Origin of the sequence: Paenibacillus sp. FSL H8-0259, from assembly GCF_037963255.1 — a bacterium.
In the GTDB taxonomy this organism is placed as follows: Bacteria; Bacillota; Bacilli; order Paenibacillales; family Paenibacillaceae; genus Paenibacillus_AQ; species Paenibacillus_AQ phytohabitans.
On sequence record NZ_CP150147.1, the window covers coordinates 5,322,275 to 5,348,810 of the forward strand.

General features: G+C 53.2%; 24 protein-coding genes. 2 read left to right on the forward strand and 22 right to left on the reverse strand.

Features of this window, described 5'->3' with window-relative positions:
• Window positions 1-24: 24 nt before the first annotated feature.
• The 7 genes from NSU01_RS23080 to NSU01_RS23110 form a co-directional block, all read right to left on the reverse strand.
• A complete protein-coding gene (locus tag NSU01_RS23080; protein ID WP_042138673.1) occupies window positions 25-1,065 on the reverse strand; it encodes an NAD(P)/FAD-dependent oxidoreductase in 1,041 nt (346 codons plus the stop codon).
• Between the two features lie 27 nt (window positions 1,066-1,092).
• On the reverse strand, window positions 1,093-2,127 hold the full coding sequence (locus NSU01_RS23085) for an iron ABC transporter permease (protein ID WP_042138674.1): 1,035 nt from the start codon (window positions 2,125-2,127) through the stop codon (window positions 1,093-1,095).
• Between the two features lie 2 nt (window positions 2,128-2,129).
• Entirely contained in the window at window positions 2,130-3,188 is a 1,059-nt protein-coding gene (locus tag NSU01_RS23090; protein WP_076243374.1) for an iron ABC transporter permease, read from the reverse strand.
• A gap of 251 nt (window positions 3,189-3,439) precedes the next feature.
• Window positions 3,440-3,751 carry a hypothetical protein gene (locus NSU01_RS23095; protein WP_076243375.1) on the reverse strand — a complete coding sequence of 104 codons (312 nt, stop codon included), beginning with the start codon at window positions 3,749-3,751 and terminating at the stop codon, window positions 3,440-3,442.
• Window positions 3,752-3,874: 123 nt separating this feature from the next.
• A complete protein-coding gene (locus NSU01_RS23100) occupies window positions 3,875-4,096 on the reverse strand; it encodes a hypothetical protein (RefSeq protein ID WP_039300264.1) in 222 nt (73 codons plus the stop codon).
• 153 nt (window positions 4,097-4,249) lie between these two features.
• On the reverse strand, window positions 4,250-5,944 hold the full coding sequence (locus tag NSU01_RS23105; RefSeq protein WP_076243376.1) for an oleate hydratase: 1,695 nt from the start codon (window positions 5,942-5,944) through the stop codon (window positions 4,250-4,252).
• Between the two features lie 135 nt (window positions 5,945-6,079).
• Window positions 6,080-6,694 (reverse strand): TetR/AcrR family transcriptional regulator C-terminal domain-containing protein, encoded by a 615-nt coding sequence (locus tag NSU01_RS23110; protein ID WP_042138676.1) that lies wholly within the window; start codon window positions 6,692-6,694, stop codon window positions 6,080-6,082.
• Between the two features lie 152 nt (window positions 6,695-6,846).
• On the opposite strand from NSU01_RS23110, the gene NSU01_RS23115 reads away from it, so the two are divergent.
• Complete coding sequence (locus NSU01_RS23115) at window positions 6,847-7,782, forward strand: aldo/keto reductase (protein WP_076243377.1); 936 nt, start codon at window positions 6,847-6,849, stop codon at window positions 7,780-7,782.
• A gap of 12 nt (window positions 7,783-7,794) precedes the next feature.
• On the opposite strand, the gene NSU01_RS23120 is transcribed toward NSU01_RS23115, so the two are convergent.
• On the reverse strand, window positions 7,795-8,523 hold the full coding sequence (locus tag NSU01_RS23120) for a metallophosphoesterase family protein (protein ID WP_256703804.1): 729 nt from the start codon (window positions 8,521-8,523) through the stop codon (window positions 7,795-7,797).
• A gap of 204 nt (window positions 8,524-8,727) precedes the next feature.
• Complete coding sequence (locus NSU01_RS23125; RefSeq protein WP_076243379.1) at window positions 8,728-10,308, reverse strand: sigma-70 family RNA polymerase sigma factor; 1,581 nt, start codon at window positions 10,306-10,308, stop codon at window positions 8,728-8,730.
• A gap of 309 nt (window positions 10,309-10,617) precedes the next feature.
• Here NSU01_RS23125 and NSU01_RS23130 point away from each other — a divergent pair, with 309 nt between their 5' ends.
• A complete protein-coding gene (locus NSU01_RS23130; protein WP_076243380.1) occupies window positions 10,618-12,795 on the forward strand; it encodes a YDG domain-containing protein in 2,178 nt (725 codons plus the stop codon).
• A 331-nt stretch (window positions 12,796-13,126) separates the two neighbouring features.
• Here NSU01_RS23130 and NSU01_RS23135 read toward each other — a convergent pair whose 3' ends face one another.
• From NSU01_RS23135 to NSU01_RS23195, 13 genes are all read right to left on the reverse strand, one after another.
• Window positions 13,127-13,678 (reverse strand): RNA 2'-phosphotransferase, encoded by a 552-nt coding sequence (locus NSU01_RS23135; RefSeq protein ID WP_076243381.1) that lies wholly within the window; start codon window positions 13,676-13,678, stop codon window positions 13,127-13,129.
• A gap of 634 nt (window positions 13,679-14,312) precedes the next feature.
• A complete protein-coding gene (gene sigF, locus NSU01_RS23140; protein WP_039300284.1) occupies window positions 14,313-15,068 on the reverse strand; it encodes an RNA polymerase sporulation sigma factor SigF in 756 nt (251 codons plus the stop codon).
• 11 nt (window positions 15,069-15,079) lie between these two features.
• A complete protein-coding gene (gene spoIIAB / locus NSU01_RS23145; protein WP_039300287.1) occupies window positions 15,080-15,535 on the reverse strand; it encodes an anti-sigma F factor in 456 nt (151 codons plus the stop codon).
• Entirely contained in the window at window positions 15,532-15,885 is a 354-nt protein-coding gene (gene spoIIAA / locus NSU01_RS23150; protein ID WP_042138682.1) for an anti-sigma F factor antagonist, read from the reverse strand. The genes spoIIAB and spoIIAA overlap by 4 nt, the downstream gene beginning before the upstream one ends.
• A gap of 189 nt (window positions 15,886-16,074) precedes the next feature.
• Window positions 16,075-17,286, reverse strand: a complete 1,212-nt coding sequence (locus NSU01_RS23155; RefSeq protein WP_231575178.1) for a D-alanyl-D-alanine carboxypeptidase family protein — start codon at window positions 17,284-17,286, stop codon at window positions 16,075-16,077.
• Between the two features lie 161 nt (window positions 17,287-17,447).
• Complete coding sequence (locus tag NSU01_RS23160; RefSeq protein ID WP_052421953.1) at window positions 17,448-17,873, reverse strand: hypothetical protein; 426 nt, start codon at window positions 17,871-17,873, stop codon at window positions 17,448-17,450.
• A 99-nt stretch (window positions 17,874-17,972) separates the two neighbouring features.
• A complete protein-coding gene (locus tag NSU01_RS23165; RefSeq protein WP_076243382.1) occupies window positions 17,973-18,998 on the reverse strand; it encodes an acyltransferase family protein in 1,026 nt (341 codons plus the stop codon).
• Window positions 18,999-19,271: 273 nt separating this feature from the next.
• Window positions 19,272-20,234, reverse strand: a complete 963-nt coding sequence (locus NSU01_RS23170; protein ID WP_076243383.1) for a dipeptide ABC transporter ATP-binding protein — start codon at window positions 20,232-20,234, stop codon at window positions 19,272-19,274.
• Window positions 20,231-21,208, reverse strand: coding sequence for an ABC transporter ATP-binding protein (locus NSU01_RS23175; RefSeq protein WP_042215690.1), 978 nt, complete (start codon window positions 21,206-21,208; stop codon window positions 20,231-20,233). Before NSU01_RS23175 ends, NSU01_RS23170 begins: the two co-directional genes overlap by 4 nt.
• Window positions 21,209-21,422: 214 nt before the next feature.
• A complete protein-coding gene (locus NSU01_RS23180) occupies window positions 21,423-22,706 on the reverse strand; it encodes an ArgE/DapE family deacylase (protein ID WP_076243384.1) in 1,284 nt (427 codons plus the stop codon).
• A 120-nt stretch (window positions 22,707-22,826) separates the two neighbouring features.
• Window positions 22,827-24,431: an ABC transporter substrate-binding protein gene (locus tag NSU01_RS23185; protein WP_179093475.1), complete on the reverse strand. Its 1,605-nt coding sequence runs from the start codon at window positions 24,429-24,431 to the stop codon at window positions 22,827-22,829.
• 147 nt (window positions 24,432-24,578) lie between these two features.
• On the reverse strand, window positions 24,579-25,478 hold the full coding sequence (locus NSU01_RS23190) for an ABC transporter permease (RefSeq protein ID WP_039300310.1): 900 nt from the start codon (window positions 25,476-25,478) through the stop codon (window positions 24,579-24,581).
• 30 nt (window positions 25,479-25,508) lie between these two features.
• The gene (locus tag NSU01_RS23195) at window positions 25,509-26,519 is read right to left on the reverse strand and encodes an ABC transporter permease (RefSeq protein WP_171716738.1); all 1,011 of its coding nucleotides are present in this window, start codon (window positions 26,517-26,519) and stop codon (window positions 25,509-25,511) included.
• Between the last annotated feature and the right edge of the window lie 17 nt (window positions 26,520-26,536).

Consider the following 26,536-nt stretch of genomic DNA (forward strand, 5'->3'; position numbering starts at 1 on the left):
AGGAACAGCCTGTATGTGTTTAGACTAATGATCATCAACTACGCCAAGCGCCTTGTTCTTCTCCTTAAACCGGTCGTTATGCGAGGAGACATAAGCCACCTTATCCGCTTCAGGGTCCATGTACAGCTTCGCGCTGTTGAGGGCAAGCACCGCATCCGTGAACGTTCCGGCAATCAGTCTTACCTTGCTGTCATAATCTACGAAATCTCCCGCCGCAAAGATACCCGGCAGATTCGTTTCGAGCTTGCCGCTGACCTTGGCCCACCATTCCCCCATGTCCAGTCCCCAATCCTTCAACGGACCGAAATCGCTCTTGAGGCCGTGGTTGACAATAACGGCATCCACTTCAAGCTGCTCACTCTCACCGGATTCGATATGGCTGATCGTAACCTGGTCAATCTGCTCGCCATTGCTGCTGTGCAGCTGGTTAACCGCATAGGGTACACGTACATTCACAGAGGAATCCTTCATGCGAACGATATTCTTCTCATGGCCGCCGAACCGCTCCCGGCGGTGCACGATGGTCACGCTGGCGGCAATCCCCTCCAGTTCATTCGCCCAATCTACAGCGGAGTCGCCACCGCCCGAGATCAGAACCCGCTTGCCGCGGAAGGGCTCCAGCTCCTGCACCGTATAATGCAGGTTCGTCACTTCATAGCGGTCTGCGCCTTCAATCTCCAGCTTCGCCATCTGCAGAATACCGTAACCGATGGTTAGGATAACGGTGCGTGTCCAGTGCTGCTCACCGGTCGCCGAGGTCAGGATATAAGTCCCGTCCTCCTGGCGCGCCTGATGCACAATCTGCTGTCCGAACACAATGGTGGGATCGAAGGTCCGCGCCTGCTCTGCCAGCTGGTCTATCAGCTTACGGCAGAGCGTCGGTGTAACACCTCCGACATCCCAGATCATTTTCTCGGGATAGATCAGCATCCGTCCGCCCAGCTCTTCCTTCGCTTCAATCAGCTTCGTCTTCAAATCTCTCATTCCGCTATAAAAAGCCGTATACATACCTGCGGGGCCACCGCCAATTATCGTTACATCATATAATTCCATGGATTCGTTCATTTGTTTCCCTCCAGCTTCTAGGTGTATTTAAGATTTGGTCCGGGCCAGCAAATACAGAAAGTAAGGAGCGCCGATAACGGCAACAACGATACCGGTAGGTATCTCAGACGGCTGCAGAATCCGGCGGCCGATCGTATCGGCAGTGATGACGAGCAGCGCGCCGAGCAGCGCTGAAGCGGGAAGCATCAGCTGATGCTTCGGTCCCACGAGCCTTCTGGCCAGATGCGGGCCGACCAGTCCGACGAAGCCAATCCCGCCGCTTACCGCTACGCTTGAAGCGGCAAGTCCGACCGCCGCTGCCAACAGGCGGAACTGCTCCCTGGTGACATGGGCACCCAGACCGGTAGCCGTCTGCTCGCCCAGATTCAGCACATTCATGACCCTTGCCTTATAGATGACGTAGGGCAGGAGAATCACAATCCAGGGAAGCAGGGACAATACAAATTTCCAGCTGGTGCCCCAGATGCTGCCCGCAAGCCACGTGGCGACGAATTGATATTTGTCCGGATCTAGGCGAAGCGTCAGCACAATCATCGCTGCACTCATCCCAGCCGCAACTGCGACACCGGTGAGCAGCAGACGGATCGGTGCAATTCCCTGATGCCGCTTATAGGCCAGGCTGTAGATCAGTGCGGCAGTAAATGCCGCCCCGACAAACGCAACTACCGGCAGCAGATAGACAGGTGCCGCAGAGGTCGTCGGATAGAAGGACACCATCAGCATAACCATCAGCCCGGCTCCGGCATTAATGCCCAGGATTCCCGGATCGGCCAGATCATTGCGGAAGACCCCCTGCATCACCGCTCCGGAAACTGCCAGTGCAGCTCCAATCAGAATGGAAATTACAATACGCGGCAAGCGGAATTGGAACAGAATCAATTCCTGCTTGTCCGTCCCCTTGCCGAACAGCGTATTCAGCAGCTCTAGCGGAGTTAAACGTATGTATCCTGTATTCACACTTATAATGAACATGATAATAATCAGTACAGCCAGCACGCTAAGTACAGTCAGGCCATGCTTACGCCTTGTTTCTTCGAAGGAAACCACTCTGGTTCTCTGCATCTTTACAGCTCCCTTCTTTCTTTGCGGGCCAGATACAGGAAGAATGGAACCCCGATCAGCGCTATAATTGCTCCTACTGGCGTTTCATGCGGCGGGTTGATCATCCGGGCAGTCAGATCCGCCCCTACCACGAGCAATGCACCCAGCACGGCGGAGCAGGGAATAATCCATCTGTAATCCACACCTACAAGATAACGTGTCAGATGGGGAATAATCAGCCCGACAAACCCTACCGCTCCTACTACAGCCACCGAAGCGCCAGCCAGAATCAGGACGACTAAGGCCCCGGCCAATTTGACCAGACCGGTTCGCTGTCCCAGTCCTCTGGCGATATCTTCCCCCAGACTGAGCATCGTAATGGAACGGGACAGGATAATCGCCCCGATGAGTGCCGCAATCACCCAGGGAGACATGACCTGAAGCTGGAACCATTTCGTTCCGGCCAAGCCGCCTGCATACCAGAAGGCGAGGTCTTGTCCGATTTTGAAATACAGCGCCACGCCTTCACTGAGCGCCGAGAGCAGCGCACTGAAGGCGGCTCCGGCTAGTACCAGCCGGGCGGGGGTAAGTCCGCCTTTGGCCAGTGAACCGATGCCATAGACGATACCTGCTCCCGCTCCGGCCCCGATGAAGGAATATAGAATAAGATACATAAACGATAAATTCGGAAAAAAAGCAAAGCAGACGGCCAGCGCAAAACCCGCCCCCGAGTTAATGCCCATCAGCCCCGAATCCGCAAGCGGATTGCGGGTCATTCCCTGCATGATCGCTCCCGCCACTGCGAAGCTGGCTCCGACCATCACGCCGCCGAGAACCCGCGGCAGCCTGAGCTCGCGGATAATCTGATGCTCTGTAAGTTCCGGATTGAAGTGAAAAACTGCTGTCCACACGACAGAAAGCTTAATATCTGCTGCCCCAAACGATACTGAAACAGCGATGCCCAGCGCCAGCGCAATCAAACCGCCAATAAGGATCAGCGTTGCCGCCCAAGGGCGCGAACGTAGTTTGAGCGGTTCTGCTCTCTGATCAAGCCCATTCCTGGACACTGCCTGTTGATTCATGACTGTCACCCGTTTTCTATGAAATTGATTCTCATTATCATTGTAATATTGTAAATGAATTTGTCACTGTTTGGCAATGGACAAATATAAACCTGTACATAGAAAGTCTCTAATCATCCATTTCGCGGAGGATATCCGGCATGAAAAAAGACAACCTGTATCCCGATTACATCCGCAGGGGATGTATCTGGAGAGTCAGGTTGCCTTGTTCCATTGCTGCTGAATAGGCGGAAATGTCCGGGGCTTTCGCACTATACATTCTGAAGCGTACCGCCGAATAGTCTGCGGATATATCCCTGCAGCTTGCCGATATGCGGCACGAAGGTGCTTTTGTCATACACATAATTAGACTGGCTGACTAGCTGTGAATAGATCAGAAACAGAATAGCTGCGAGCTCGCGGTCAATCTGCTTCTCATGCTCGATCAGCAGATGCGTTTCATCCAGCGCCTCGTATAACTGAAGCAGGGCAGCTTCATTAATGATTTTGCGGCGCAGCGGTACAATAATATCCGTGGCAATAGCGTCAATCCGCAGAATTAAGGCTGCCAGTCTCTCGTTCACGCGGTTCCCCTCCTGCTGTGACTGAATGGTTAAAGCGCTTGCTTAATACCATCCTATGTCAGCCGGACCTTGAGCATGCCTTGAGCGGCCGGAACACATGCTGCTTATGCTATGTAATTCTTCTTACCTTGTGTATTCCTCATACTCATCTTTCTGGTTATGCCTCGAATACATGTACTCATCGTTCTTCAGCTTGTACATCTGCCCCATCCCGCCAAATATGAACAGCAGTACTACAAGCAGTGTGTAGGCATAAGTGAATTGATTGAAGTAGAAGCAAAGCACAACTGCCGCTATAATCAGCAGCAGCAGTCCGAGGCCTATACGGCTTAAGATTTTTCTCATTAGGGGTTCCTCCGCAGAAATTTTAGTCTTACTGTACCATGTTCTGCGGGAGGAATATGTCGAAAGCTGGCACTATACAAACAGGGGATGTCCCAGGCAGCCGCTTCCCGGCTCCGGTACATCCCCCTGCTATATGTTATGCTTTTACACCTTTTATAGTAATTTGGAGATCACCGTTCCGGCCAGCAGCTGTCCGAGTGTCTTATCCAGTGGCAGCGGCTTGTTGCCGAGGCAGGTTCTGAGCGCGGTCAGCAGCACCCGGACATCATATTTACTCGGATGGACAGGAATCACTTCTTTTTCCAGCTCCAAAAGATTGTACACTGCCATCATCGCGGAGCGGACCGAATATTCCACGGTAAAGACGCAGTCGTCCGGAACTTCGGCAAACTGGCCGAGGAAGGCCAGATTGGTGCTGCCCTGCGGAACCACCTGCGGGCGGTCTCCTGCGACACGCGGCATGAACTGTGAAGTAATATAAGGCATCATACAAGGAATAACATTGGTCGTATGCTCCAGAATCTCCGGAATGCGGTTCTTCAGACCGATATGGTACATCAGCTCCTCCAGAAGCTCGCGTCCGCTGCAGTCACTCATTTTCTTCTTGATATAATCGCCTTCGGCATCCGGGAATAATCCGTAGGCCCAGAGCACCTTCACATTCTCTGGCTGGTTAATGAAATGCGGCTGCTTCGGTGCGGTCCAGGACATCATCCAGCTGGAGTCTTTGATGGTCACAACGCCGCCCATACCGGGAGCATCCCCGGTCAGCTCAAGCAGATACGGGAATACAATATCGTCATCGGTAAAGGTCATCGTAAACGACAGCCACTTGGACTTGTCGATGTCCCCGCAGAACACTTCCGGGTGGCCGAAATCCGGAGATTTCGCGGCAAGCTTCTCCCAGAGGCTCCAGCAGCCGCGCTCCGTAACAGAGCGGTTCAGAACCGCCGGATGGTCCAGATCGCCCAGGGTCGAGTTCTCTGTCATCGAGCCATTGGTGACCATAACCAGATCTCCGCGTGCTGTTGAGAGGGTCTTTGGCTCTCCGTTCACGAGCAGCTGGATAGCGGTTACTGTTTTCTCTCCGCCTGTGAAATCAAGCTCCAGATCTGTTACCTGATGGCCTTTGTCAAAATTGACCCCCTGGCTTTCCAGCCATTTCATCAGAGGAAGAATCAGTGAATCGAACTGGTTATATTCGGTATGCAGGATTCCCTTCAGCTGGTTCATCCCGGAGATCAGGTGCATAAAGCGCTCCATGTAACGCTTCACTTCAACTACACTATGCCAATTCTCGAAGGCGAACATCGAGCGCCAGAAATACCAGAAATTCGTCTCCAGGAAGGTCGGGTCAAAAAACTGCTCAATCGTCACCGCTCCGAGTCTTTCTTCGGTCGCCAGGGTCAGCTTGCCCAATTGCAGCGCATGCGCAGTGGAGAGTCCCAGCGTTGAGAAATCGGCGGGCTGCCCTTCCTTTTCTACCAGACGGCAGTGGGATTCGATCGGTTCTGCCAGATTCAGCTCACGGAATTCATCCAGCACCGTCCGGTCCGGATTGGTTAATGAGGGAATGAAGCCGAACAGCTCCATGAAGCATTCAAAGTGCTCTTCGATCTCACGTCCGCCGCGGGCGCTGTAGCCGTCCTTCGCATTCCCCGCCCCGTCCATCGAGCCGCCATAGACTGCTGATTGCTCAAGGATATGAATATTCCGTCCCGGCATATGGCCGTCACGGATCAGGAAAGCGGCTGCCGACAACGAGCCGATCCCCCCTCCTACCAGATATGCCTTACGTGAAGCGATGCCTTCCTGTACCAGCGGATGAATTCTTTGATATGTACCCATATGTCCTCTTCCTTCCATGATCAGGGGATAAGTGCCTGCTAACAGCCTTCACTATACCCACCGTGAACAATGAATTCTATGGACAGCTTGGCGCGACTGTACAGGGATTACACATCTGCCGGAGATTGTGTCATTTCACTGGACCGGATGGGCGGCGGCAGCCTGATAGTGTTCCAGGCCCCGGGCGATGCTTCCTTCCATAATCCGGGCTACCTTCTCCACCATTTCGGCCGGGTCGGTATTTGCCCCTGCTTTGAGCCAGTGGATCACCTGTTCAAGGATAGCCAGTGTGTAGAAATCGGCAATGTCCTCCCTGGCCTGGCTTCTCCCCTGTTCCGGAATCTGCTCTTGTCCTTCACGGGCCCGCTCCTGCCCGTCCAGTTCTTCCACCACCCTGATCATGACGCCATAAATAACTCCGTACAGAAACTGCTCCAGATGCTCGCGTCCAAGTGAATGAAAGGTGTTCAGACAGATGGTTTTGTTGCTCACGGTGTACCGCAGGACACTTAGGAACCCCTGCTTCCAGCCGGCACAGCAGCGGTAGGGCTCCAGATCTTCAATTACCTCTGACCTGTAGACCCAGCCGAGCAGCTCGTAGATATCCTGAAAATGATTATAAAAGGTATGCCGGGTCACGCCGCAATCCGCTGTAAGCTGCTGGATCGTAATCTTGTTCAGCGGCCTTGCGAGCATGAGTTTTTTGAGTGACCGGGCTAAAGCGTTCTTGGTTAAAAGTGAATTGGACATTACTTCCCCCTTACTGCAGTAGAAACTTAACCTGATTTCTGGATTTACTGCATTGCTTAATAGGCTTCAAGGTTCTACAATACGGTGTATATGTTCCAATTATAACCAATTAAGAGCAGGTTTTCATAATAACCTTACGGGAGTGGATACGCTTGAATACAAGAAGGTACGGCAATACGGGCAAGACTGTGTCGGAGGTTGGCTTCGGTGCCTGGCAGCTGGGGAATAAGAAGGATTGGGAGGCTATGGAGGATCGTGCAGCGGTCTCTCTGGTCCATGAAGCGCTGGAGCGCGGGATGAATTTCTTCGATACCGCCCCGGGTTACGGGCACGGTGCCAGTGAAACCCTGCTCGGGACCGCCTTATCCGGCAGACGCTCCAGCGCTGTGATCAACACCAAATTCGGCCACGGGGCGGATGGCAGCACCTGCTTTGATGCGGACCACATCCGTGCCTCCGTCGAAGGCAGCTTACAGCGTCTGCAGACGGATTATGTGGATTCCGTGCTGATTCATAATCCGCCTTTTGAGCTGCTGGACGGGAAATACGGCCACTACCACGAACTGGACAAGCTAAAAGCCGAAGGAAAGATTCTCTCTTATGGGGTTTCGGTCGATTCCGTGCCGGAAATGCTGGAGGTCATCCGCCATACGGATATCGGCGTTATGGAGGTTATGTTCAATATCTTTTACCAGGAAACGGCGGAAGCTTTCGGGCTGGCCCATGAGAAAAATATAGCGATCATCGTCAAGGTCCCTCTGGACTCCGGCTGGCTCTCCGGCAAATATGACAGCAGCAGCACCTTCGAAGGGGTAAGAAGCCGCTGGTCGCCGGAGGTGATCGCGAAACGCGCCGCCCTGGTGGATCGCATCCGGTTCATAACGGACGAAGAGACGACCATGACTATGGCTGCCCTGCGCTTCATCCTTGCTCATCCGGAGGTCACCACCGTTATTCCCGGAGTACGCAGCAGCGCACAGCTGGCCGAGAATATATCCGCAAGCCGCGAGGTGATGCCGGCGGAGCATGTGGTGAAGCTGAAGGAGCTGTGGGACAAGGAGATCCGGGATCAGCAGCTGGGCTGGTAATCGGGGCTGCAGTTATTCCTTTTCGCCAAGCCGGACTGAATAGGTCTTGTACCCGTCTTCATTAATCTCCAGACAGTTCAGCTGCTCTCCATATACACAGCCGCCGTCGATGCCAATCTTGTCTCCGTGCGGACTGAACCAGACTCCTGCCCCGTCCTGCAAATCTACCGTGGAGGTATGGCCGAATACGACCGTCTTCACGGTAGAGGTTACCGGATGATTGTAGAACGGCTCGCGGATCCAGATGAAATCATACTCCCGCTGGCTTGTCCAGTCGGCAAGGGAAGGATCAATTCCTGCGTGAACGAACACATGAGTGTCCGTTTCATAATAGAAAGGCAGCGTACCCAGGAAATCCAGATGCTCCTGATACTCACGGCGCATATATTCCTTCATCTCCGCATACTCCTTCCAGCCTGAATCCGGGCGCAGCAGGACCGAATCGCGGCCTCCGCAATAACTCAGCAGGGTATGAAATCCCCCATTGGTAATCCAGTGGGTATCGCGCTTGTCATCCTCACCCGCCAGCGCATCACACGCCATCTGATCATGATTGCCCCGCAGTACGACAACACCGTGCTCCTCCGCAAGACGTTTCACCTGCTCAACCACCGCCCTGCTGTCCGGCCCCCGGTCCACATAATCGCCGAGCAGAATTAACTGGTCTTCGGAGGGGATATAGTTGGCTCTGCGGAGCAGCAGGTTGAATTCCTCCACGCATCCATGAATGTCACTGATCACTAATGTTCTGATACTCGTTCCCTCCTTTTCTTATCATAAGATACCTTACACTCAGAACATTAATTATACTTACAAAAATGGATTTCCGCACGGACCGGCTGCTGAGAACAGGTTGTAAACGGTTACCAAGGCAGCGGCCTGCAGAAAAAAGAGGTTAGCCCGTTCTGCCGGGAAACCTCTTCATCCAATACTATTCGCTCTTTGTTACTTTCTGACCTGTACCGGTAATTCAGCAGCGCTGTCCCAGCGCCAAGGCACCTCATGCCCCTGCAGATGCAGCCCGCCGTACCATTCATCTACACCTTGCATGCTCACTCTATCCGCTGTTCCGGTCAATACCCGCTCCCCCAGCTCTGACAGAATAACTGTACGCTTCAGGAATTCCGGTACTTCTCTGTAATCTGTAATTTCTGCCGTACCCTCAATAATAAGGAGAGGATGCTCTCCAGCCGTCAGCGTGCGAAGAACCTTCCAGTATTCCACATCTCCCATTCCCAGCTGGTGCAGTGCATCTGTAACTTGACGGAACAGCTTCAGAGGCGTATCTGCCCCGCCAGCCGCAGCCTCAAGCGTTGTCTGTTCGACAATACCAAGACCGTTATAAACGGAAGGCAGACGCGAGAGATGAAGCTTGAAGGCGTCATAGGCAAAAGAAAACGCGGATTTGGACAGCTCGGGCTTACTCTCCTCCAGGAGCTGTGCCAGCTGCCGGGGATCTGGAGATGCATATGCCTGCCATAGCCTGCTCCCAAGCTGCAGCTCCTCCGTGCCGATATTCTGCCAGGTTCCGGACAAGGTCTGAAGCTGTTCTGCCGTAAGCTGGCCCAGGCCATGGAACAGCTCAATTCCGGGAAATCCCCCGATGCAGAGCAGACTCAGCTTCGTGCTGCCCAGCTTCCGGTTGCTGAACCAGTGCAGCAGGTAGGCCAGCATACTCTGGTCGAACAGATCATGCTCAAACCACAGGACCACTTCATCATAACGGTGGAATCCGCTGAGCATGCGTTCCTGCTCCTCACAGCCCTTCATATATTCTTCTGCCGGAATTCCCAGTGTGGCCTGAAGAACCTCTGCCCGCAGCTGCCGTTTCTCCTGTGCCGCCGGATCCATGAATATCGGACCCGCCGTGTAGATTTCTCTCCATACCAGCACATCCCCTTGGACAATCCCCTGCTTCAGCTTATCTCCAACGAAATCACCGTTCACAATATGCAGCATACGCTGTCCTCCCTCTTGTAACAGATTAAATGCGGCCGCAAGATCTGCCACAGGAAAAGCCCCCTTCAGCTTGCGTCTGCCGTCATACAGCCTTTTCTTCAGCGTTCCGGCCGGAATGCCCAAATAAACGGAAATCTCCTGAAGCGAATAGCCATAGAAGTAGAACAGCTGCAGCGGTAACCGCAGCCTGGCGGACAATTCTGCCACCGAGCTATGCAGCACCTGTGTCCATTCTCTGCGTTCGGCAATTTCCTCAACACCCGGAGAAGACACGGCGACATGCACTGCTGCCTCTAGAGGCAGCAGTGCATGTCGCCTGCGCCGCAGCAGCCGGTGGCACTGCCTGACCACAATGGTTCTGAACCAGCCCGGAAACGCCGCCGGCTCCTGCAGACTCCCAAGGTTCATATACGCCTCGATGAAGGCCTCCTGTACCGCGTCTTCCGCCAGCTGAACATCTCCCAGCATATTGTAAGATACTACGTAAGCCATCCCCCGGACATGCTCTGTCAGCTGCCTGAAAGCTCCGGCGTCCCCCTTCTGTGCTTCTTCAATCCACTGCAGCATACGCCTGCGAACCTCATTTCTGTATTTTCATCTGTTCTAAGGATAAGTGCCATTCCGCGCGGAAAAGGTTACAAAATATTGTTCATGATCCGGGTTAGCCTATCTATGCTACACGATTATATTTTATTGACCAGTGTCAGGTTTATATTTCGATAAATTAAATTTATACAAATTAATTTTATTCTAATTAATTTTTAACAATGTGTGATACTATTATTTCATTTAGCAAATCTTGGAGGCCGGGAGGATATTCAAGCGATAACACTCGCCTATTCATCGGAGACAATACAAATTTCAGGAGGCATAACATTGAACCCTAAACCCGGCAGGCTTCTTCTCTCCACACTAATGATAGTTACCGCACTTTATTCTTCTTCGGCTGGAACAGCTTTTGGCGCGGCAGTACCTTCATTAACAGGCATCACAGGCCACTGGGCTCAGAACGAAGTGACGGACTGGGTTGAAAAAGGGTTCATTCAGGGATACACCGACGGCAGCTTCAAGCCGGATAACAGTCTGAAAAGAACCGAATTCATGGCGCTGATTAATCGAGCGTTTGGATTCACTGAAACGGCGGCTGTCTCTTATACGGATCTGTCTTCAAGCAACTGGGCCTACGCTGAGGTTGCCAAAGCAGTCAAAGCCGGATATATCAACGGGTATTCAGATGGCACAATCGGTACAGGCAAGACCATCAGCAGACAGGAAGCCGCAGTGATCATCAACCGGTTATTGAAGCTGGATGCAGCCCGGACCAGCGCTCTTTTCAGCGATTCCAAGGATATTGCCGCCTGGGCTCTCGGCTCGGTTAATGCAGTAGCCTCTGCAGGAATCATGAAAGGGTATTCCGAAGATAACAGCTTCAAGCCCGGCAGGGATATTACACGCGCGGAAGCAGTAGTGTCCTTAACACGGACCAAGGCCATTGAGGCTGCTCCGGCCAGTACACCGGATAATACCGGCACGGTCACCCCTTCGGCAACTGCCTCACCGGCAGCCAGTCCAACCGCTTCACCGACTGCTACACCTCCACCTGTCCGGAACCCCGATATTCCTTCTGTTCCAACGGCCACACCTGAACCTGTCTCCACACCTACAGCAGCGCCAGAACCGGAAGCTACAGCAACACCAGAACCTACAGCGACTCCGGCTGCGACTCCCGATCCGGCAGATACGACAGCCCCGATCCTAACAGGTGTAACTCTTGGAGCGGTTACTGTAGGAGAGAATGTATACGGGACAAGTAACGAAGCGGGTTATTTGTATCTGGTTCCTTCCTCTGTAGCAGTGACCCCTGCGGGTCTGGAAGATTCCGTCCAAGCTGCGCACGGGACAAAGCTGGCGGTAAGCGCCTCTGTCTACTCCCCGCTGAACACGCAGGGTCTGCCTGCAGATCATTATGTCGTGTATGCTGTAGATGGCTCCGGCAATATTTCGGTTCCTTCAGGCATTATTGAGGTTAAAGCCATTGAGTTGACCCTGGATGCTCCGGTCTCACTGACGGAATCCAAAACCTATGATGGTACCTCCACCGCAGCGGTAACCGCAAGTCCTCTGCTCGGCGTGCTGAGCGGTGACATGGTAGAAGTGCATGCCTCCGCTTCTTACAGCAGCGCGGCGCTTGGGGTTAACAAGACTATAACTGTTGTCTATACCATAAGCGGAGCCCAGTCAGCCAGCTATATTGCACCCGCTCCATATACCGTCCATACGGGAATTATCTCGCTGAATCAATTAACCATCGAAGCTCCGGATTTGACCCTCGCCAAGTTCAAGGACGGAACAACCATAGCAGCTGTGACCCCTGGTCAGCTCATTGGAGTAATCCCCGGGGAAGATGTCAGTGTGATCGCTGTTGCCAATTATGATACCTCTGCAGTAGGTACGAACAAAACCATAACTGTAGTCTATACACTCAGCGGACCAGATGCCGGAAATTATATTGCACCTGCGAACTACGTCGTGAACACAGGTGAAATTGACCGGGATCAGATCACACGCTCCAGAGTCTATGATGGAACTACTGCGGCGGTAGTGGTTGCTGGTGCTGTGACCGGAATCGAACCTGGTGATATCGTCACAGTAGAAGGTATTGGTGAATACAGCGATGTCAACGTGGGTACGAATAAAATCATAACTATTTCGTACATTTTAACAGGTCCAGACGCTGGCAATTATCTCCCGCCTGTTAGCTACACCATAAGCACGGGGATTATCACCGCCTTGCAGTTAGACATTACCCCGCCAGCCATCACGGAGTCCAAGCTCTTTGACGGAACGCTATCAGCGCAAGTCACTCCAGGCACTCTGATTGGAGTCCTTCCGGGGGATGATGTAACGGTCAGCGCAACGGCGGCCTACAGTGACGCTGCTGTGGGCAGCGGCAAAATCATCACCGTAGTCTACACCTTATCCGGGGAGGATGCCGCGAACTATTTGGCACCAGGGAATTATATGATATCCACAGGTGTGATTGTAGCGCCTTAGGCAGAGATATTATGAACACTTGTTAAAAGATAAAAGCGTCCCGCGAGCCGTGAACAGGCTGCCTGGGGCGCTTTTTGATGTTGGGAGTAGTAAATCGCTTGCCCGATGGTTTGCAGTGACCCAATTACGGTATATGCCTGGGAGTTAGGAGTATGGTATATGCTTGCTTAATTGCACTCTGTACAACTAAATTGTCTGATTTACAACCGATTCTTCGTTTAGTTGTATTTCGTACAATTAAACTGCCTGTGTAGATTGCTTATCACCTATTCGGGCAGATTTAGTTGTACAGATTACAGTTATTTGATGCAGGTATCCCTTTTCGCTGTTTTTAATTGTACATTCTACAACTATCGATGAATTCAGGCGGGATGTAGTCCGCTAACCAGATATTATGATTGCCGTGATAAAACTTGATTCCTTCGTTAGCTGCCTTCCCGGCGTCGATTGTTAAGATCACAGGATTGGAATCTTTCCGGCCTCCAACCAGCTTTGCTGTTTCGGTATCCACTGAGAAATGCACATACTGTCTCTTCATTGGTTTAAGCCCATCAGCCAGAATCGTCTCCACCCATTGCCTGGCTGTCCCATGGTACAGAACGGGGGGTGGGGTTTCATTCTGCTTAATTATCTTTTGAGGCACAGAGTGACCATATAGCGCCCTTATCCTGCCCTCCACAATCTCATGCCGCTGTTTAGCCGAACCCTCTATCATCTTAGCCAGATCATCTGCAGTTACTGAATTCCATTGTTGCTCAAGGTGCAATGCATTTAATAGCTGCTCCATCTCTACAAAGCCCTCATCATCTAATTCCAGTTCATATTCCCAAGGCGCGTGACGCAGTGCATATGAAACCTCTTTGCTGAGCTTCGAATAATCCATATCAGACCTCCTTACCAAAACGCCTCATAGGCGTCAAAGTAACATATATGATTATGAGTTTATCATATGTAACGCTGCCAACATAATAATACGCATGGCCATATGTGATCCTTCATCCGGCGAGGAGGACTGAAATTCCGCTATTTCAGCTAATCAGGCAGATTTGCGGAGCACGCGGACTCAGAATCCGTTATGTCTGCTGTAAGCAAGTAGCTCTAGCCAACATTTTGGGCGGTGGAGGCAGAAGTTAGCTGATATTGATGACGGGGGCGGCTTAATAGAGAGATGGCTGTGACATCAGCGGAACAGGGACAGTTACATTAGCCGTGGCAGTGACTGTTGTGGCAGCCGTGACATCAGCGGCGAGAATGACTGGCGGTGGCGGTGGAGCAAAGGCGAACGTAGCGGTGGCGGTGCTACAATGGCAACATAAGCGGCGGCGGTTCCTTTGTCTTGGTCAGTCCTGTCCGCAGCAAAAAGCCGCCCCTCCCGAGGCGGCCGTCCTGCACCCGTCACTGTACATCCTCATACCTGATTCATGCTCAACTGTACTGCCAGTCCGGCCATCCTGACGGTTAACGCCAACGGCGGGGCTGTTTGACTGCTGCATCGCTGCTGAACCCTTGATTCCGGCCTACTGCGCGATCTGCTCGCGGATGTTCGCGAGAATCTTCTTCTCCAGCCTCGACACCTGAACCTGCGAAATGCCGAGGCGGCTGGCGACTTCGGACTGGGTCTGGTCGCGGTAGTAGCGCAGGTAGACAATCAGGCGCTCGCGCTCGGTTAAGGCGCCGATGGCCTCATTCAAGGCAAGCTTGTCGAACCAGCGCTCCTGCGACTCGTCGGCGATCTGGTCGATCAGGGTGATCGGATCGCCGTCGTTCTCGAAGACCGTCTCGTGGATCGAAGTCGGCGGCTTGTTGGCTTCCTGGGCGAAGACGATTTCTTCGGGCGTCACGCCCAGCGCCTCCGCCACTTCGCCGATGGTCGGCAGGCGGTCGAGCGTTTTGGACATTTCATCCTTCATCTTACGCACCTTATTGGCCATTTCCTTGAGTGAACGGCTGACCTTGAGTGTGCCGTCATCGCGGAGGAACCGCTGGATCTCGCCGATAATCATCGGCACCGCATAGGTGGAGAACTTGACCTCATAGCTGAGGTCGAATTTATCAACGGACTTCAGAAGTCCGATACAGCCGATCTGGAATAAATCATCCGGTTCATATCCACGGTTCATAAACCGCTGCACCACCGACCAGACGAGGCGGATATTGCAATTGACCAGCGTGTCGCGGGCCGTATTATCCCCGGCTTGACTGAGCGCGATTAGACGTTTGACCTCCGCATCGTCCAAATAGGTCGGCGGAGCTTTTTTTGACTCTGCATCCATGGCTCCAACCCCTAATTGTATAAAGCTTTTTTCGAGACGATGGTTTTCTTCATTGAAATGGATGTGCCGCGTCCCGGTTCACTGGTAACTTCGAATTCATCCATGAAATTCTCCATAATGGTAAAACCCATGCCCGACCGCTCCAGCTCCGGCTTGGAGGTATACAGCGGCTGCTGGGCCAGCTCCAAATCCTCAATGCCTCTACCCTGATCTTCAATCGTCAAATGCACAGTCTCAACATCAATGGAAGCGGAGATGCTGACCACTCCTGCAGGATCACTGTCGTACCCGTGGATAATGCAGTTGGTGACCGCCTCCGACACAACCGTCTTCAGGTCATTCAGCTCCTCCATGGTCGGATCGAGCCTGGAGACAAAAGCCGCCACTACCACACGTGCGAATGATTCATTCTCCGACAGTGCGGCAAACTGGACGCTCATGAAGTTACGGGCTTCACTATTTGTCATAACGCAACCTCCAAATCCGAGAGTGCAGCGCTCTCGTTGTCATATAGGGGCATGATCTTGAACAGGCCCGACATTTCCAGCAGGCGCTTCACGGGTGCGGTGGCATCGCAGACTGCCATCTTGCCGCCCTTGCTGCGGATCAGCTTGTACCTTCCCAGAATGACTCCGAGGCCTGAGCTATCCATGAACTGCAGCTCCTTCAGGCTGAGAATCAGATGCTCTACCTGGCCCCGCATAATCGCTTCATCCATATCCATACGTACATAATCGGCTGCGTGATGATCCAGTTCGCCAGACAAACGGACGATCAGTACACCCCGGTGATGCTCCATCTCCACATGAGAATTCATCCTTGCCACTCTCCTCTTCGTTGCTTGGACAACCGCCCTGTACTACTTTCTTTCCCCTACAAGGACAAGGTTTTCTACACCGCAATTGAGGATTCCTGCCTCACGACAAAACTAGAAGAAAACCCCTAAGAACTTACATAAAGCATGGGACTAATCTACAAAATACAAGAAATTAATCGCTAGCTCTAATCAATCAATCGTAAAAAGCGATCCCGTTGTACGCTTGAACAGCTTCCACCAGCCTGCCTTGGCTACAGCTTCGCCTGCTTTCAGCTCATATTCCTTCAGCACGTCAGTCCCCTGGTATACGACCAGCTTGCCGACAGTCTGATCTGCGGCCACAGGAGCCTTCAAGTGTTCTTCCAGCACCAGCTCATGCCGGATACCCTCCTGGGTAATTCCTTTTTTGAGTAATACACTGTAAGTTTCCTTCGCCGTCAGCGGCAGCTCTCTCTTCACGCCCTTCTCAATCTTCACTGTGCCGATGGGGTCCCCCGCCTTGTGAATCGTATGCAGCTTATATTGGGAAAAGAGGTAATCGAACATCGCCGACACTTCGCTGTTGCGTGTTTTGGTGTTCGGCTCACCCAGTACAACCGCGACAGCGCGGAGTCCGTCTCTGGCCGCGGTTGCGGACAGGCAGAACTTCGCTTCAGCCGTATACCCCGTCTTCAGGCCGTCAGCGCCTGTATAGAAACGCACCAGCTTGTTCGTATTGACCAGCCAGAACGGCTTGGCCGAATCCTTGCGCAGGTAATCCTGATAGGAGCCGGTATACTTGATAATCCGCTCATGCTTCAGCAGTTCCTGGCTGATTACGGCGATGTCATGCGCAGATGAATAATGATTCGCAGCCGGCAGTCCATTGCAGTTGGCAAAGTGGGTATCTTTCAGGCCTAAGGCTTCAGCTTTCTGGTTCATCAGATCAACAAAAGCGCTCTCCGAGCCGGCGATTTTCTCCGCCATAGCTACAGAAGCGTCATTGCCGGAAGCCATCGCGATGCCCTTCAGCATTTCATCCACCGTCATTTCCTCACCAGGCTCCAGAAAAATCTGTGAACCGCCCATCGACGCGGCATACTCACTGGTCCGCACTTTGTCGGTCAGCTGCAGTCTGCCTTCATCCAGCGCCTCCACGGTCAGCAGCATGGTCATAATTTTGGTGATACTGGCCGGCGGCAGCTTGTCATGACTGTTCTTCTCGTAGATGATCGTGCCTGTACTGGCATCCATGAGAATGGCAGAGCGCGCCCCCGGTGCCAGGTCAGCGGCCGCAGTACTTCCGGTATTGCCGGTATTGGCAGTACCTTTAGCTTTTTCTTCGGCAAAAGCGCCGGAAGCCCCTCCCAGAACCGAAACAGCGATGCACAGCGCAAGCGTTACATAACGAATTTTTCTCACAATGGTTCCCCTCCTGAACATTAACCTTCATTTCACAGGTACTGTGTTCCAGTTTCGTCAAAAAGGCAGGAAATTATTCCATTTTACGCACAAAAAAAGAAGCTTCTCCCGGTATCCTCGCAGATACTTGAGAGAAGCCCCTCTTAATTGCCTTATGAAAGTTAGCCTCCGATGGCCATTGCGCTGAAAATAACAGGTCCAACCACAACAGCCGTAGAATTGGCATCCTGATTCTCAACAATCAGCTGATAGTTCTGGACACCAGCCGGTGCATTGATATCTACCATATGCAGCGAGATAATGCCGTCGTCATTGAAGAAATCCTCGTACTCTGCCCGTGCATAAAAGATTTCGTGGCCTGCACGCCAGATGCGCACCAGGATATTCGGGGTATCCAGCGTAACATTTACGCCGATCGTTGCTTTGAGCTCTACTTTGTTCGGAAAATGGGCCGGAACTGCGGGATCAATATATACCGATGTTCCGGCAATCTGCACGCCAGCCGGGGAGATGGGGACCGGAATGGCGACCCCGTTAGTAATAGGTGTAACTACGGATGCATTATAGTCCAAAAGCGTTTTAACCATGCTGTATCACTCCTTTTCATGTTCTATTAAAGTATATGAACATTATGAAAAAGAGCTTGTGCACTTCTATTAGAACCATTGCCTATTTATCCGGCAGATTCACCCGTTACTAGAGACAGATGCTGCCTTGCCTGTCCGCTTAGCCGGAGGAACACCTGCTTTTCCCAGATAGAATCTCGATAATACCGGGTAACGCACAGCCCACTTGGCGGCAAGCAGCGGCACAATGACCCCAATTAATGTAAAGGGTACCAGCCCGTAATCCGCACCAAGCAGATATTTAAGACTGTAATTCAATGGCAGATGCAAATACATAATGGTGATGGTATTCCGTCCAAGGCTGCCCATCCAGCCCAGCGGAATCAGCCTTGCAAGCTGGTACACCGCCGCGCAGATCGTCAATGAAATCAGCAGCGGAACAGCCAGATCCAGCACCAGCGACTCATACTCTTTGTATTTCATATTCAGACTGTAATGAATGACGCCAGTCCGTTCCAGCAGCAGCACAAGTGCAGACAAAGGCAGCAGTACCAGCAAGGCCGAATAGCGGCTGATTAGCGCAGGTATGGCTTGTTTGCCATAGAACCCGATCGCATAATACGTAACAGCAAGCAGTGCAACATCGATGTTCCAGGGAAGATTGAAGTTCTTAAGCACGGTCAGGGAGATCAAATGGGAGACCAGGTAGGCGGAGGTGATCAGAAGAAATTGAGTTCGGCGGGAATATCTGACGATGTATCCAAAGAGCAATTGCGTAAACAGCAGGCAGGTAATGAACCAGAACACCCCGTAAGGACCGGTCAGCGACAGCCCCCCGTAGAGCAGCCTCGCTATATTTTCGGCAAACCCTCTAATATTGAAGCTGAACAGCAGCAGTACCCCTGCAATCAGGAGGCCGTAGGCAAAATAGGGAGTCATTAGCCCTTTGGTCCGTCTTGCGGCCCAGCCCCGATAACGCCCGGGATCGACCGGTTTAAACACCAGCCCGCTAAGCACGAAGAACAACGGCATCCGGAACCAGGACAGATAATGATTCGCTGCCGCATCGCCGGAATGGCCCATGACTACAAAAATAATACTGAAGCCCTTGGCCGCATCAATCCATAATTCACGTCTTTTTTCCACTTTTTCCTTCCATCTCCTCCCATTTCAGTTGTTATTTAATTATAATTATAGGTTGGTTCATGATTTATTTCAATTTTAAATGAAAAATTTCAGTGATATTTCTGAAAAGAACAGCACTTAACAACGGACGAACAACGCAGAAAATAAGGCGCTGCTCCTAGATGACACCCGAATCTGTTTCAGCTTGCCATACTAGGGCTAAAGTCTGACACACACCCGCGCACAGCAAGGGCCACCCGCTGCCGGATGGCCCTTGACTATACATTATATGCATTAATACAAATGGCAGGAGACCTGATGGCCCGAGTCCAGCTCGCGCAGCACCGGAGCCTCACTCTTGCAGCGGTCCATGGCGTAAGGACAACGCGGATGGAAGGCGCAGCCGCTCGGGGGTGTCTCCGGATTCGGAACGTCACCGGTCAGGACAATCCGCTGCTTCTTCACTCCCGGATTCGGCACCGGGACTGCCGACATCAGCGCCTGCGTATAGGGATGCAGCGGCTTCGCGAACAGTGACTTGGTCGGTGCCAGCTCGACGATCCGTCCGAGGTACATCACTGCCACGCGGTCACTGATAAATTTCACAACGGACAGGTCGTGGGAAATGAACATATAGGTAAGGCCGTATTGCTCCTGCAGATCCTGCATCAGATTCAGCACCTGGGCCTGAATGGAGACATCCAGTGCAGATACCGGCTCGTCACAGACAATGAACTTCGGATTCAGTGCAAGCGCCCGGGCAATCCCGATCCGCTGCCGCTGGCCGCCGGAGAATTCATGGGGAAAGCGGTGGGCTTGATAGGGGGACAAGCCCACCACCTCCATCAGCTGCTCTACCCGGCTTTTGAGCTCACTGGCCGGAGCGGACTCGTGTGTACGGAGCGGCTCCTCCAGTATACGCTGGACGGTCCAGCGCGGGTCGAGTGAAGCATAAGGGTCCTGGAACACCATTTGCATATCGGTACGGAACCTGCGCAGCTGTTCGGTATTCAGAGCGCGCACATCGGTGCCGTTAAATATAATCTCGCCTTCCGTCGGCTCTATCAGCCGCAGGATGGCCCGGCCGGTGGTCGATTTGCCGCAGCCGGATTCACCGACCACTGCAAGCGTCTCCCCCTGCCGGACGGATAACGTAATGCCGTCTACGGCTTTTACAGCGCCGACCTGCTTGGAGAAGAAGCCTTTGCGGATCGGATAATGCTTCTTCAGGTTGCGGACTTCAAGGATTGTGCTCATATGACTCCCTCCTGCTGCAGGATACAGCGGCATGTGTGTCCCGGCTGCACCTCAAGCAGCTCCGGAAGCTTCTCGCTACATCGCTCTACAGCCACCGGACATCGCGGCGCGAACCGGCACCCGGACGGCAGATTAGCCGGATTCGGCACCTGGCCCGGGATGGAGCTGAGCCGGTCCTCATCACCAGCAAGCTGGGGCAGGGAAGCCAGCAGTCCCCGGGTATACGGATGCAGCGGATTGCTGTACAGGGTAGCGACATCCGTCTCCTCCACGATCTGACCGGCATACATAATGACAACCCGGTCACACATCTCGGCGACTACGCCAAGATCATGCGTGATCATCAGAATGGACATGCCCTCCTTCTCCTGCAGCTCGCGCATCAGATCAAGAATCTGTGCCTGGATGGTTACGTCCAGTGCCGTTGTAGGCTCATCGGCGATCAGCAGCTGGGGATTGCAGACCATCGCCATTGCGATCATCACCCGCTGGCGCATGCCTCCGGAGAGCTGATGGGCATACTGCTGCGCGATCTTTTCCGGCCGGGGAATCCCAACCTTGCGCAGCATCTCCACCGCCCGCTCCGCCGCCTCCTTCTTGCTCAGCTTCAGATGGTAGCGGGCAGATTCAGAAATCTGGCGGCCGATCTTAAATACCGGATTCAGCGAGGTCATCGGCTCCTGAAAAATCATCGCAATCCGGTTGCCCCGGATGCCCCGCACCTCCTTCATCGACATCTCCAGCATATCCTTGCCTTCAAACCTGATGTGGCCGGAGGCGATCCGGCTAATCCGCTTGGGCAGAAGCTGCATAATTGACAGTGAAGTGATGCTTTTGCCGCAGCCGGATTCGCCGACAATGCCCAGCGTCTCCCCTTTGCGCACTGACAGACTGATGCCGTCCACCGCGCGGATTGTTCCGGCCGCTGTCTGAAATTCGGTGCATAGCCCTGATACTTCCAGCAGTTCTGTCATGATTGCCCCTCCTCTAACTTAAGATTTGAACTTGAAGCATAGTCGTCACTGCGGTGAACATTTGGACTTTCGGCCGCTGTTGTCCCCAGATTTCTTTATCCAATCCGCTGTTCGCGGTGGAAATCCGGTGACAAAGGCGGTCGCTATCGCTCCTACAGTTCCAAATTTCCCCTCCGTTTCTTTTCGCTTTTCGTTGATCTCATTAGTTTGCAAATCAGTTCTTTGTATCTTCCACACCCAGATATTTAAGTGCCGTCAGGGCATATACTTTCGCACATTGGATGATCTGCCAGACCGGTGCCTTCTCGTTAAAGTTATGAATCGTTGACAGCTCGGCCGGGCCGTATTGCAGTACAGGAATGTTATGCGTGCGGAAATGGCGGGCATCACTGGATGCCCATTGCAGCACACCGTAAGCTTCTTCCCCGCTGACTTCACAGATGCTCTCTACCAGATCGCTAACCACCGGCTCCTCATTCGAGGTCCAGTTGGCGTTGCCCTGGAAGCCGAAGCCCTTCACTTCAGATTCAATGCCTGCCTCCAGCAGCAGGGAACGGGCACGGTCAAGCACATCGCGGTAGTCTACGCCGAACGGTACACGGGAATCGACCTGGATCGTGCAGCGGTCCGCCACCACATTCACCTTGGTTCCGCCCTGGATCGTTCCGATATTCACCGTCACATGATCGAATACCTGATAGGCGATCGAGCCGTTCTGTTCGCGCTCCTTCACATAATCCTGCGAGATGCGGATAATCTCCTTCACTTCATCGGGAATATCGACTTTGATATCCCAGAGACGCTGCAGGGCCTCGATGCCCTTGGCCGCTTTAACAATCGCGCTGTCGCCGACAACCGGCGACAGGCTGCCGTGGCCCGGCGTGCCTTCGACGGTGAATTCGAACCAGCAGCTGCCCTTTTGCCCGATCGTCGGATTCAGCGGGCCTGACGGCTCGGCGATAACCGCTGCCGTTCCGCTGATCAAGCCGCGTTCCAGCACCCATGGCACTCCCAGATGGCCGCCGGTTTCTTCATCCGGCACGATCAGGAGCGACAAGTCGCCTTTGAGCGGAACGCCGAGCTTGGACAGCAGCGCTGTCACATAGATCAGCCCGGCCAGGCCGGCTTTCATATCGGAGGCCCCTCTGCCCAGCAGATAGCCGTCAACGATATCGCCGCAGAACGGATCGAAATCCCAGCGCGAGCGGTCTCCGGCAGGAACGACATCGGTATGTCCGCAGAAGATCAGGTTTTTGCCGGACGGCTGTTCAGCCCCTGTACCCAGTGTAGACACCAGATTCAGCATCGTATCGGTTGCCGGATGGATACTTGTATCAATGCCGGCCTGCTTCAAATAATCAATGATAAAAGCGCTGATGTCGCGCGAATCTCCAGGCGGATTCTCCGAGGGGAAGCGGATGAGCTGTGAGCACAGCTCCAGCAGCTGATCCTGCTCAGCATCAATCGCCGCCAGCACTTTGCTTTTCCAGTCAGTCATGGTTGTAATTCTCCTTTGCGTTCCCTGCTGCCTGCCCTGCGGCTGGCTTGGGGCTTTATGAATTTGATAAAAAGAGGGACAAAGCCAATGGCCCGTCCGCTCTCTTTTAGCCAAACCTGCTTATTCTGTAATCGAAAGCGGATAGAAACGGATAACTTCATCCGGGTAGAACGCATAACCGCTAATCTTGTTGCTCATGCCGACAATACGGTTGTACTCGTACAGATAAGCCCAAGGCGCTTCGGTTGTAATGATTTCCTGTGCCTGTTCATAGAGTGCCGTCCGTTTCGCTGCGTCTGTCTCCAGGTTCGCCTCATCCCACAGCTTGTCTACTTCAGCATTTGAATAGTTGATGTAGTTGGAGGAGCCTTTGCCGTACAGCAGGAAGCCGAGGTGGTAGCCCGGATCATTGACGAATGATGTCCATTTGGAGATATAAGAAGTAAGATTATTGGTCTTCTGCTGCTCCAGGAACTGGGCACGGGCCAGCTTGTTGATATTCATGGTTACACCGATTTTGGCCAGCTCCGCCTGAATCAGGACCGCATCATCCTCCCAGTCATCGAACCCGGAACCGAGCGTGAAGTCAAAGGTAAACCCGTCCGGATAGCCGGCTTCTGTAAGCAGCTCTTTAGCTTTATCCAGGTTGTGCTCATATACGTAGCCTGCATCGGTGAAGCCCGGCGTGTTGCTCGCCACAGAGCTCTTCATCTGCTTGGCCTGGCCGTACATTACCCCGCTCAGCAGCTCATCATAAGGAATCGCATAGTTGATCGCCTGACGGACTTTTACATTGTCAAAAGGTTTCACCTTGTTGTTCATTGCGAAGAACAGAATCCGGTTGCTCGCATTGGAGGCGACGGTCAGATCCGTGTTGCTCTGCAGGGAGGCAACATCCTTCGGAGGAATCTCGATTGCCATATCTACATCGCCTTTATCCAGCAGCAGTACGCGGTTAGAGGCTTCTTTGGTGAATTTCAGGGTTACTTTGCTGAGGTTAGGCGCACCCTGCCAGTAGCTCTCATTAGCGGTGAAGACAGCTTCGGTCGCCGGGTCCCACTTCTCAAGCGTGAACGGGCCGGAACCGGCAGCATTCGTTTTGAGGTAGTCGGCACCCTGCGCTTCTACAGTCTTTTGATCCACGATGGAGAAGGTGTACATAGCAAGAATCTGCAGGAAATTATGATTGGCGTTAGTCAGTGTAACTTCAACGGTGGAAGCGTCTTTGACCGCAACGGACTTGATATTCGCCATTCCATAGAGGAAGCTGCCGGAGCTTGATTTAGCCACACGGTCAAAAGAGTACGCAACCGACTCGGCATCCACCGGATTGCCGCTCTGGAAGCTCACGCCGGATTTCAGCTTGAAGGTGTACACCGTGTTATCGGCGTTCACTTCCCAGCTCTCTGCGAGCATGGGCTGAATGTCTTCAGTGTTGGCGATACTTGCGCCATTTTCGGTTTTGATGCCGTAGGTGACCAGCTGATCATAAGCGGCAAGCACGAGTGTATCGGAGGTCAAATCGTTAGCTTCTGCAGGGTCGAGCGTAGTGCCGCCCTCGGAATAAGCAACCGTCAGATTTGACTTGGCAGCAGGAGCAGCCGTCCCTGTAGTTCCTGAAGCTGCTGTAGTAGCAGCAGGTGTCTGCGGATTGGCGCTGCTGGCGCATCCGGCAAGCATGACTGAAAAAGCGACGAGTGTGGACAATAGTTTAACTCTTTTCATCAGTAGTTCCTCCCTTTTCTATATCCTGCCTGCACTGGTAATACTGGTGCTGCTTGTGATCTACCATGCCGCAACTGCTCCAGCAGGCTCTGATCTATATTTATCGGGATACTGCGGAGCTTCGGGGGAGTGATCCCCTGCTCCGCCTTATTTACCCGAACGCAACCGCGGATCAAGAACGTCCCGGAAACCGTCTCCGAGCAGGTTAAAGCCTAAGATGGATGTGGCAATGGACAACCCTGGAAAAGTAACCAGCCACCATTGCCCGGAAATGATGTATTCCCGGCCTTCTGAAATCATCGCTCCCCATTCGGCAATCGGGGGTCTGACGCCAAGCCCGAGGAAGCTGAGACTGGATGCGGTCAGGATCGCGAAGCCCATCCCGAGTGTAGCTTGAACCATCAGCGGAGCCAGGGCGTTCGGCAGGATGTGGCGGTACAGGATGACTGTATTCTTCACGCCGATCGCCCGGCTTGCTTCTATATACTCCTTCTCGCGGAGTGAGACGGTCTGCCCGAACATCAGCCGGGCAAATTCCGGTATGCCGACAATCCCGACGGCGATCATCGCACTGCTGAGGCCTGCTCCAATCGAAGCGGCAATCGCCATTGACAGGACCAGTGACGGGAAGGACAATAGTACATCCATCAGCCGCATGATGATGGTGCCGGTACGGCCGCCATAGTAAGCGGCAATTCCGCCGAGCGGCACACCGATGACAAAGGAAATCGAGACGGCGATCAGGCCGGTCCAGATACTGATCCGCGCACCGTACAGTACCCGGCTGAGGATATCACGCCCGAAGTTGTCGGTTCCGAACCAGTGGCTGCCCGAAGGTGCCTGGAGTTTGTTCGCCATATCCGTTACATAAGGATCATGCGGTGCAAGCCAGGGTGCAATAATGGCTACCACGGTCCAGATCAGAATAAAGGTTAACCCCAGGGCAGCCAGACGGTTATGCAGCAGCAGGGACAACAACGTTTTGGGTTTTGCCGCCGCTGCGGGTTTGGCCGGACTGCCCTGTGCTGAATGTGCTGCAGTGCTCACAAGCAATCTCCTCCTCTCACACAAGCTGTTCTATTCATAGCGGATTCTCGGGTCAATGAAGCCATAGATCAGGTCTACCGCCAGGTTAATTCCGCAGTAGAGCACGGCGCTGACCAGAGTAAAGGCTTGAATCGGCGCATAATCCGCAGCCAGAATGGAGTCAGTGACATAGCCGCCGATTCCCGGCCAGGAGAAAATCGTTTCCGTAATGACCGCTCCGCCCATCAAAAAGCCGAACTGCAGACCGAGAACGGTCAAGGTTGGTATTAGTGCATTGACGAGTGCATGCTTGTAGATGACGGCTGATTCCCGCAGCCCTTTGGCCCGGGCGGTGCGGACGAAGTCCTGATCCACGACCTCCAGCATGCTGGAACGGGTCATCCGGGCGATGATCGCCATCGTGCCGGTGCTGAGGCAGATAGCCGGGAGCAGCAGATGCGAGAGGCTGCTTTTGAGTGCAGCGGTATCGCCTGAGAGGATGCTGTCCAGAACATACAGCCCGGTGATATGCACCGGCGGATTCAAGTCTCCGCTGATCCGTCCCATCGGTGCCGGAGCCCAGCCGAGGATGGAATAAAAGACGTAAATGAACATCAGGCCCAGCCAGAAGATCGGCACGCATGCACCTATCAGCGAGAACACCCGTGAAATGTGATCCAGAAACGATTCTTTGCGGGTAGCGGCGACAATCCCGACGGGAATGGCCACCAGGACCGCGATCAGAATGCTGGCCAGGGTCAGCTCAATGGTGGCCGGGAACCGCGAAGCCAAATCGCTGGCTACCGTATGTCCGGTGTGATACGCGTAGCCGATATTGCCTTGCAGCAATTGGCCGATGTAAGTGAAGAACTGGATATACAGCGGCTTGTCGAGCCCCATATCCTGACGGATCTTGTCCACAATCTCCTCCGGAGCCTGCTCTCCGGCCAGCATGATCGCCGGGTCACCCGGCAGCACTCTTGAGAGAATGAAGGTGATGACGATAATACCTAGCAAGGCTGGAATCATCTGCACAAGTCTTTTTAATGTGTAAGCAAACAATGAATCAACCCCCTTAC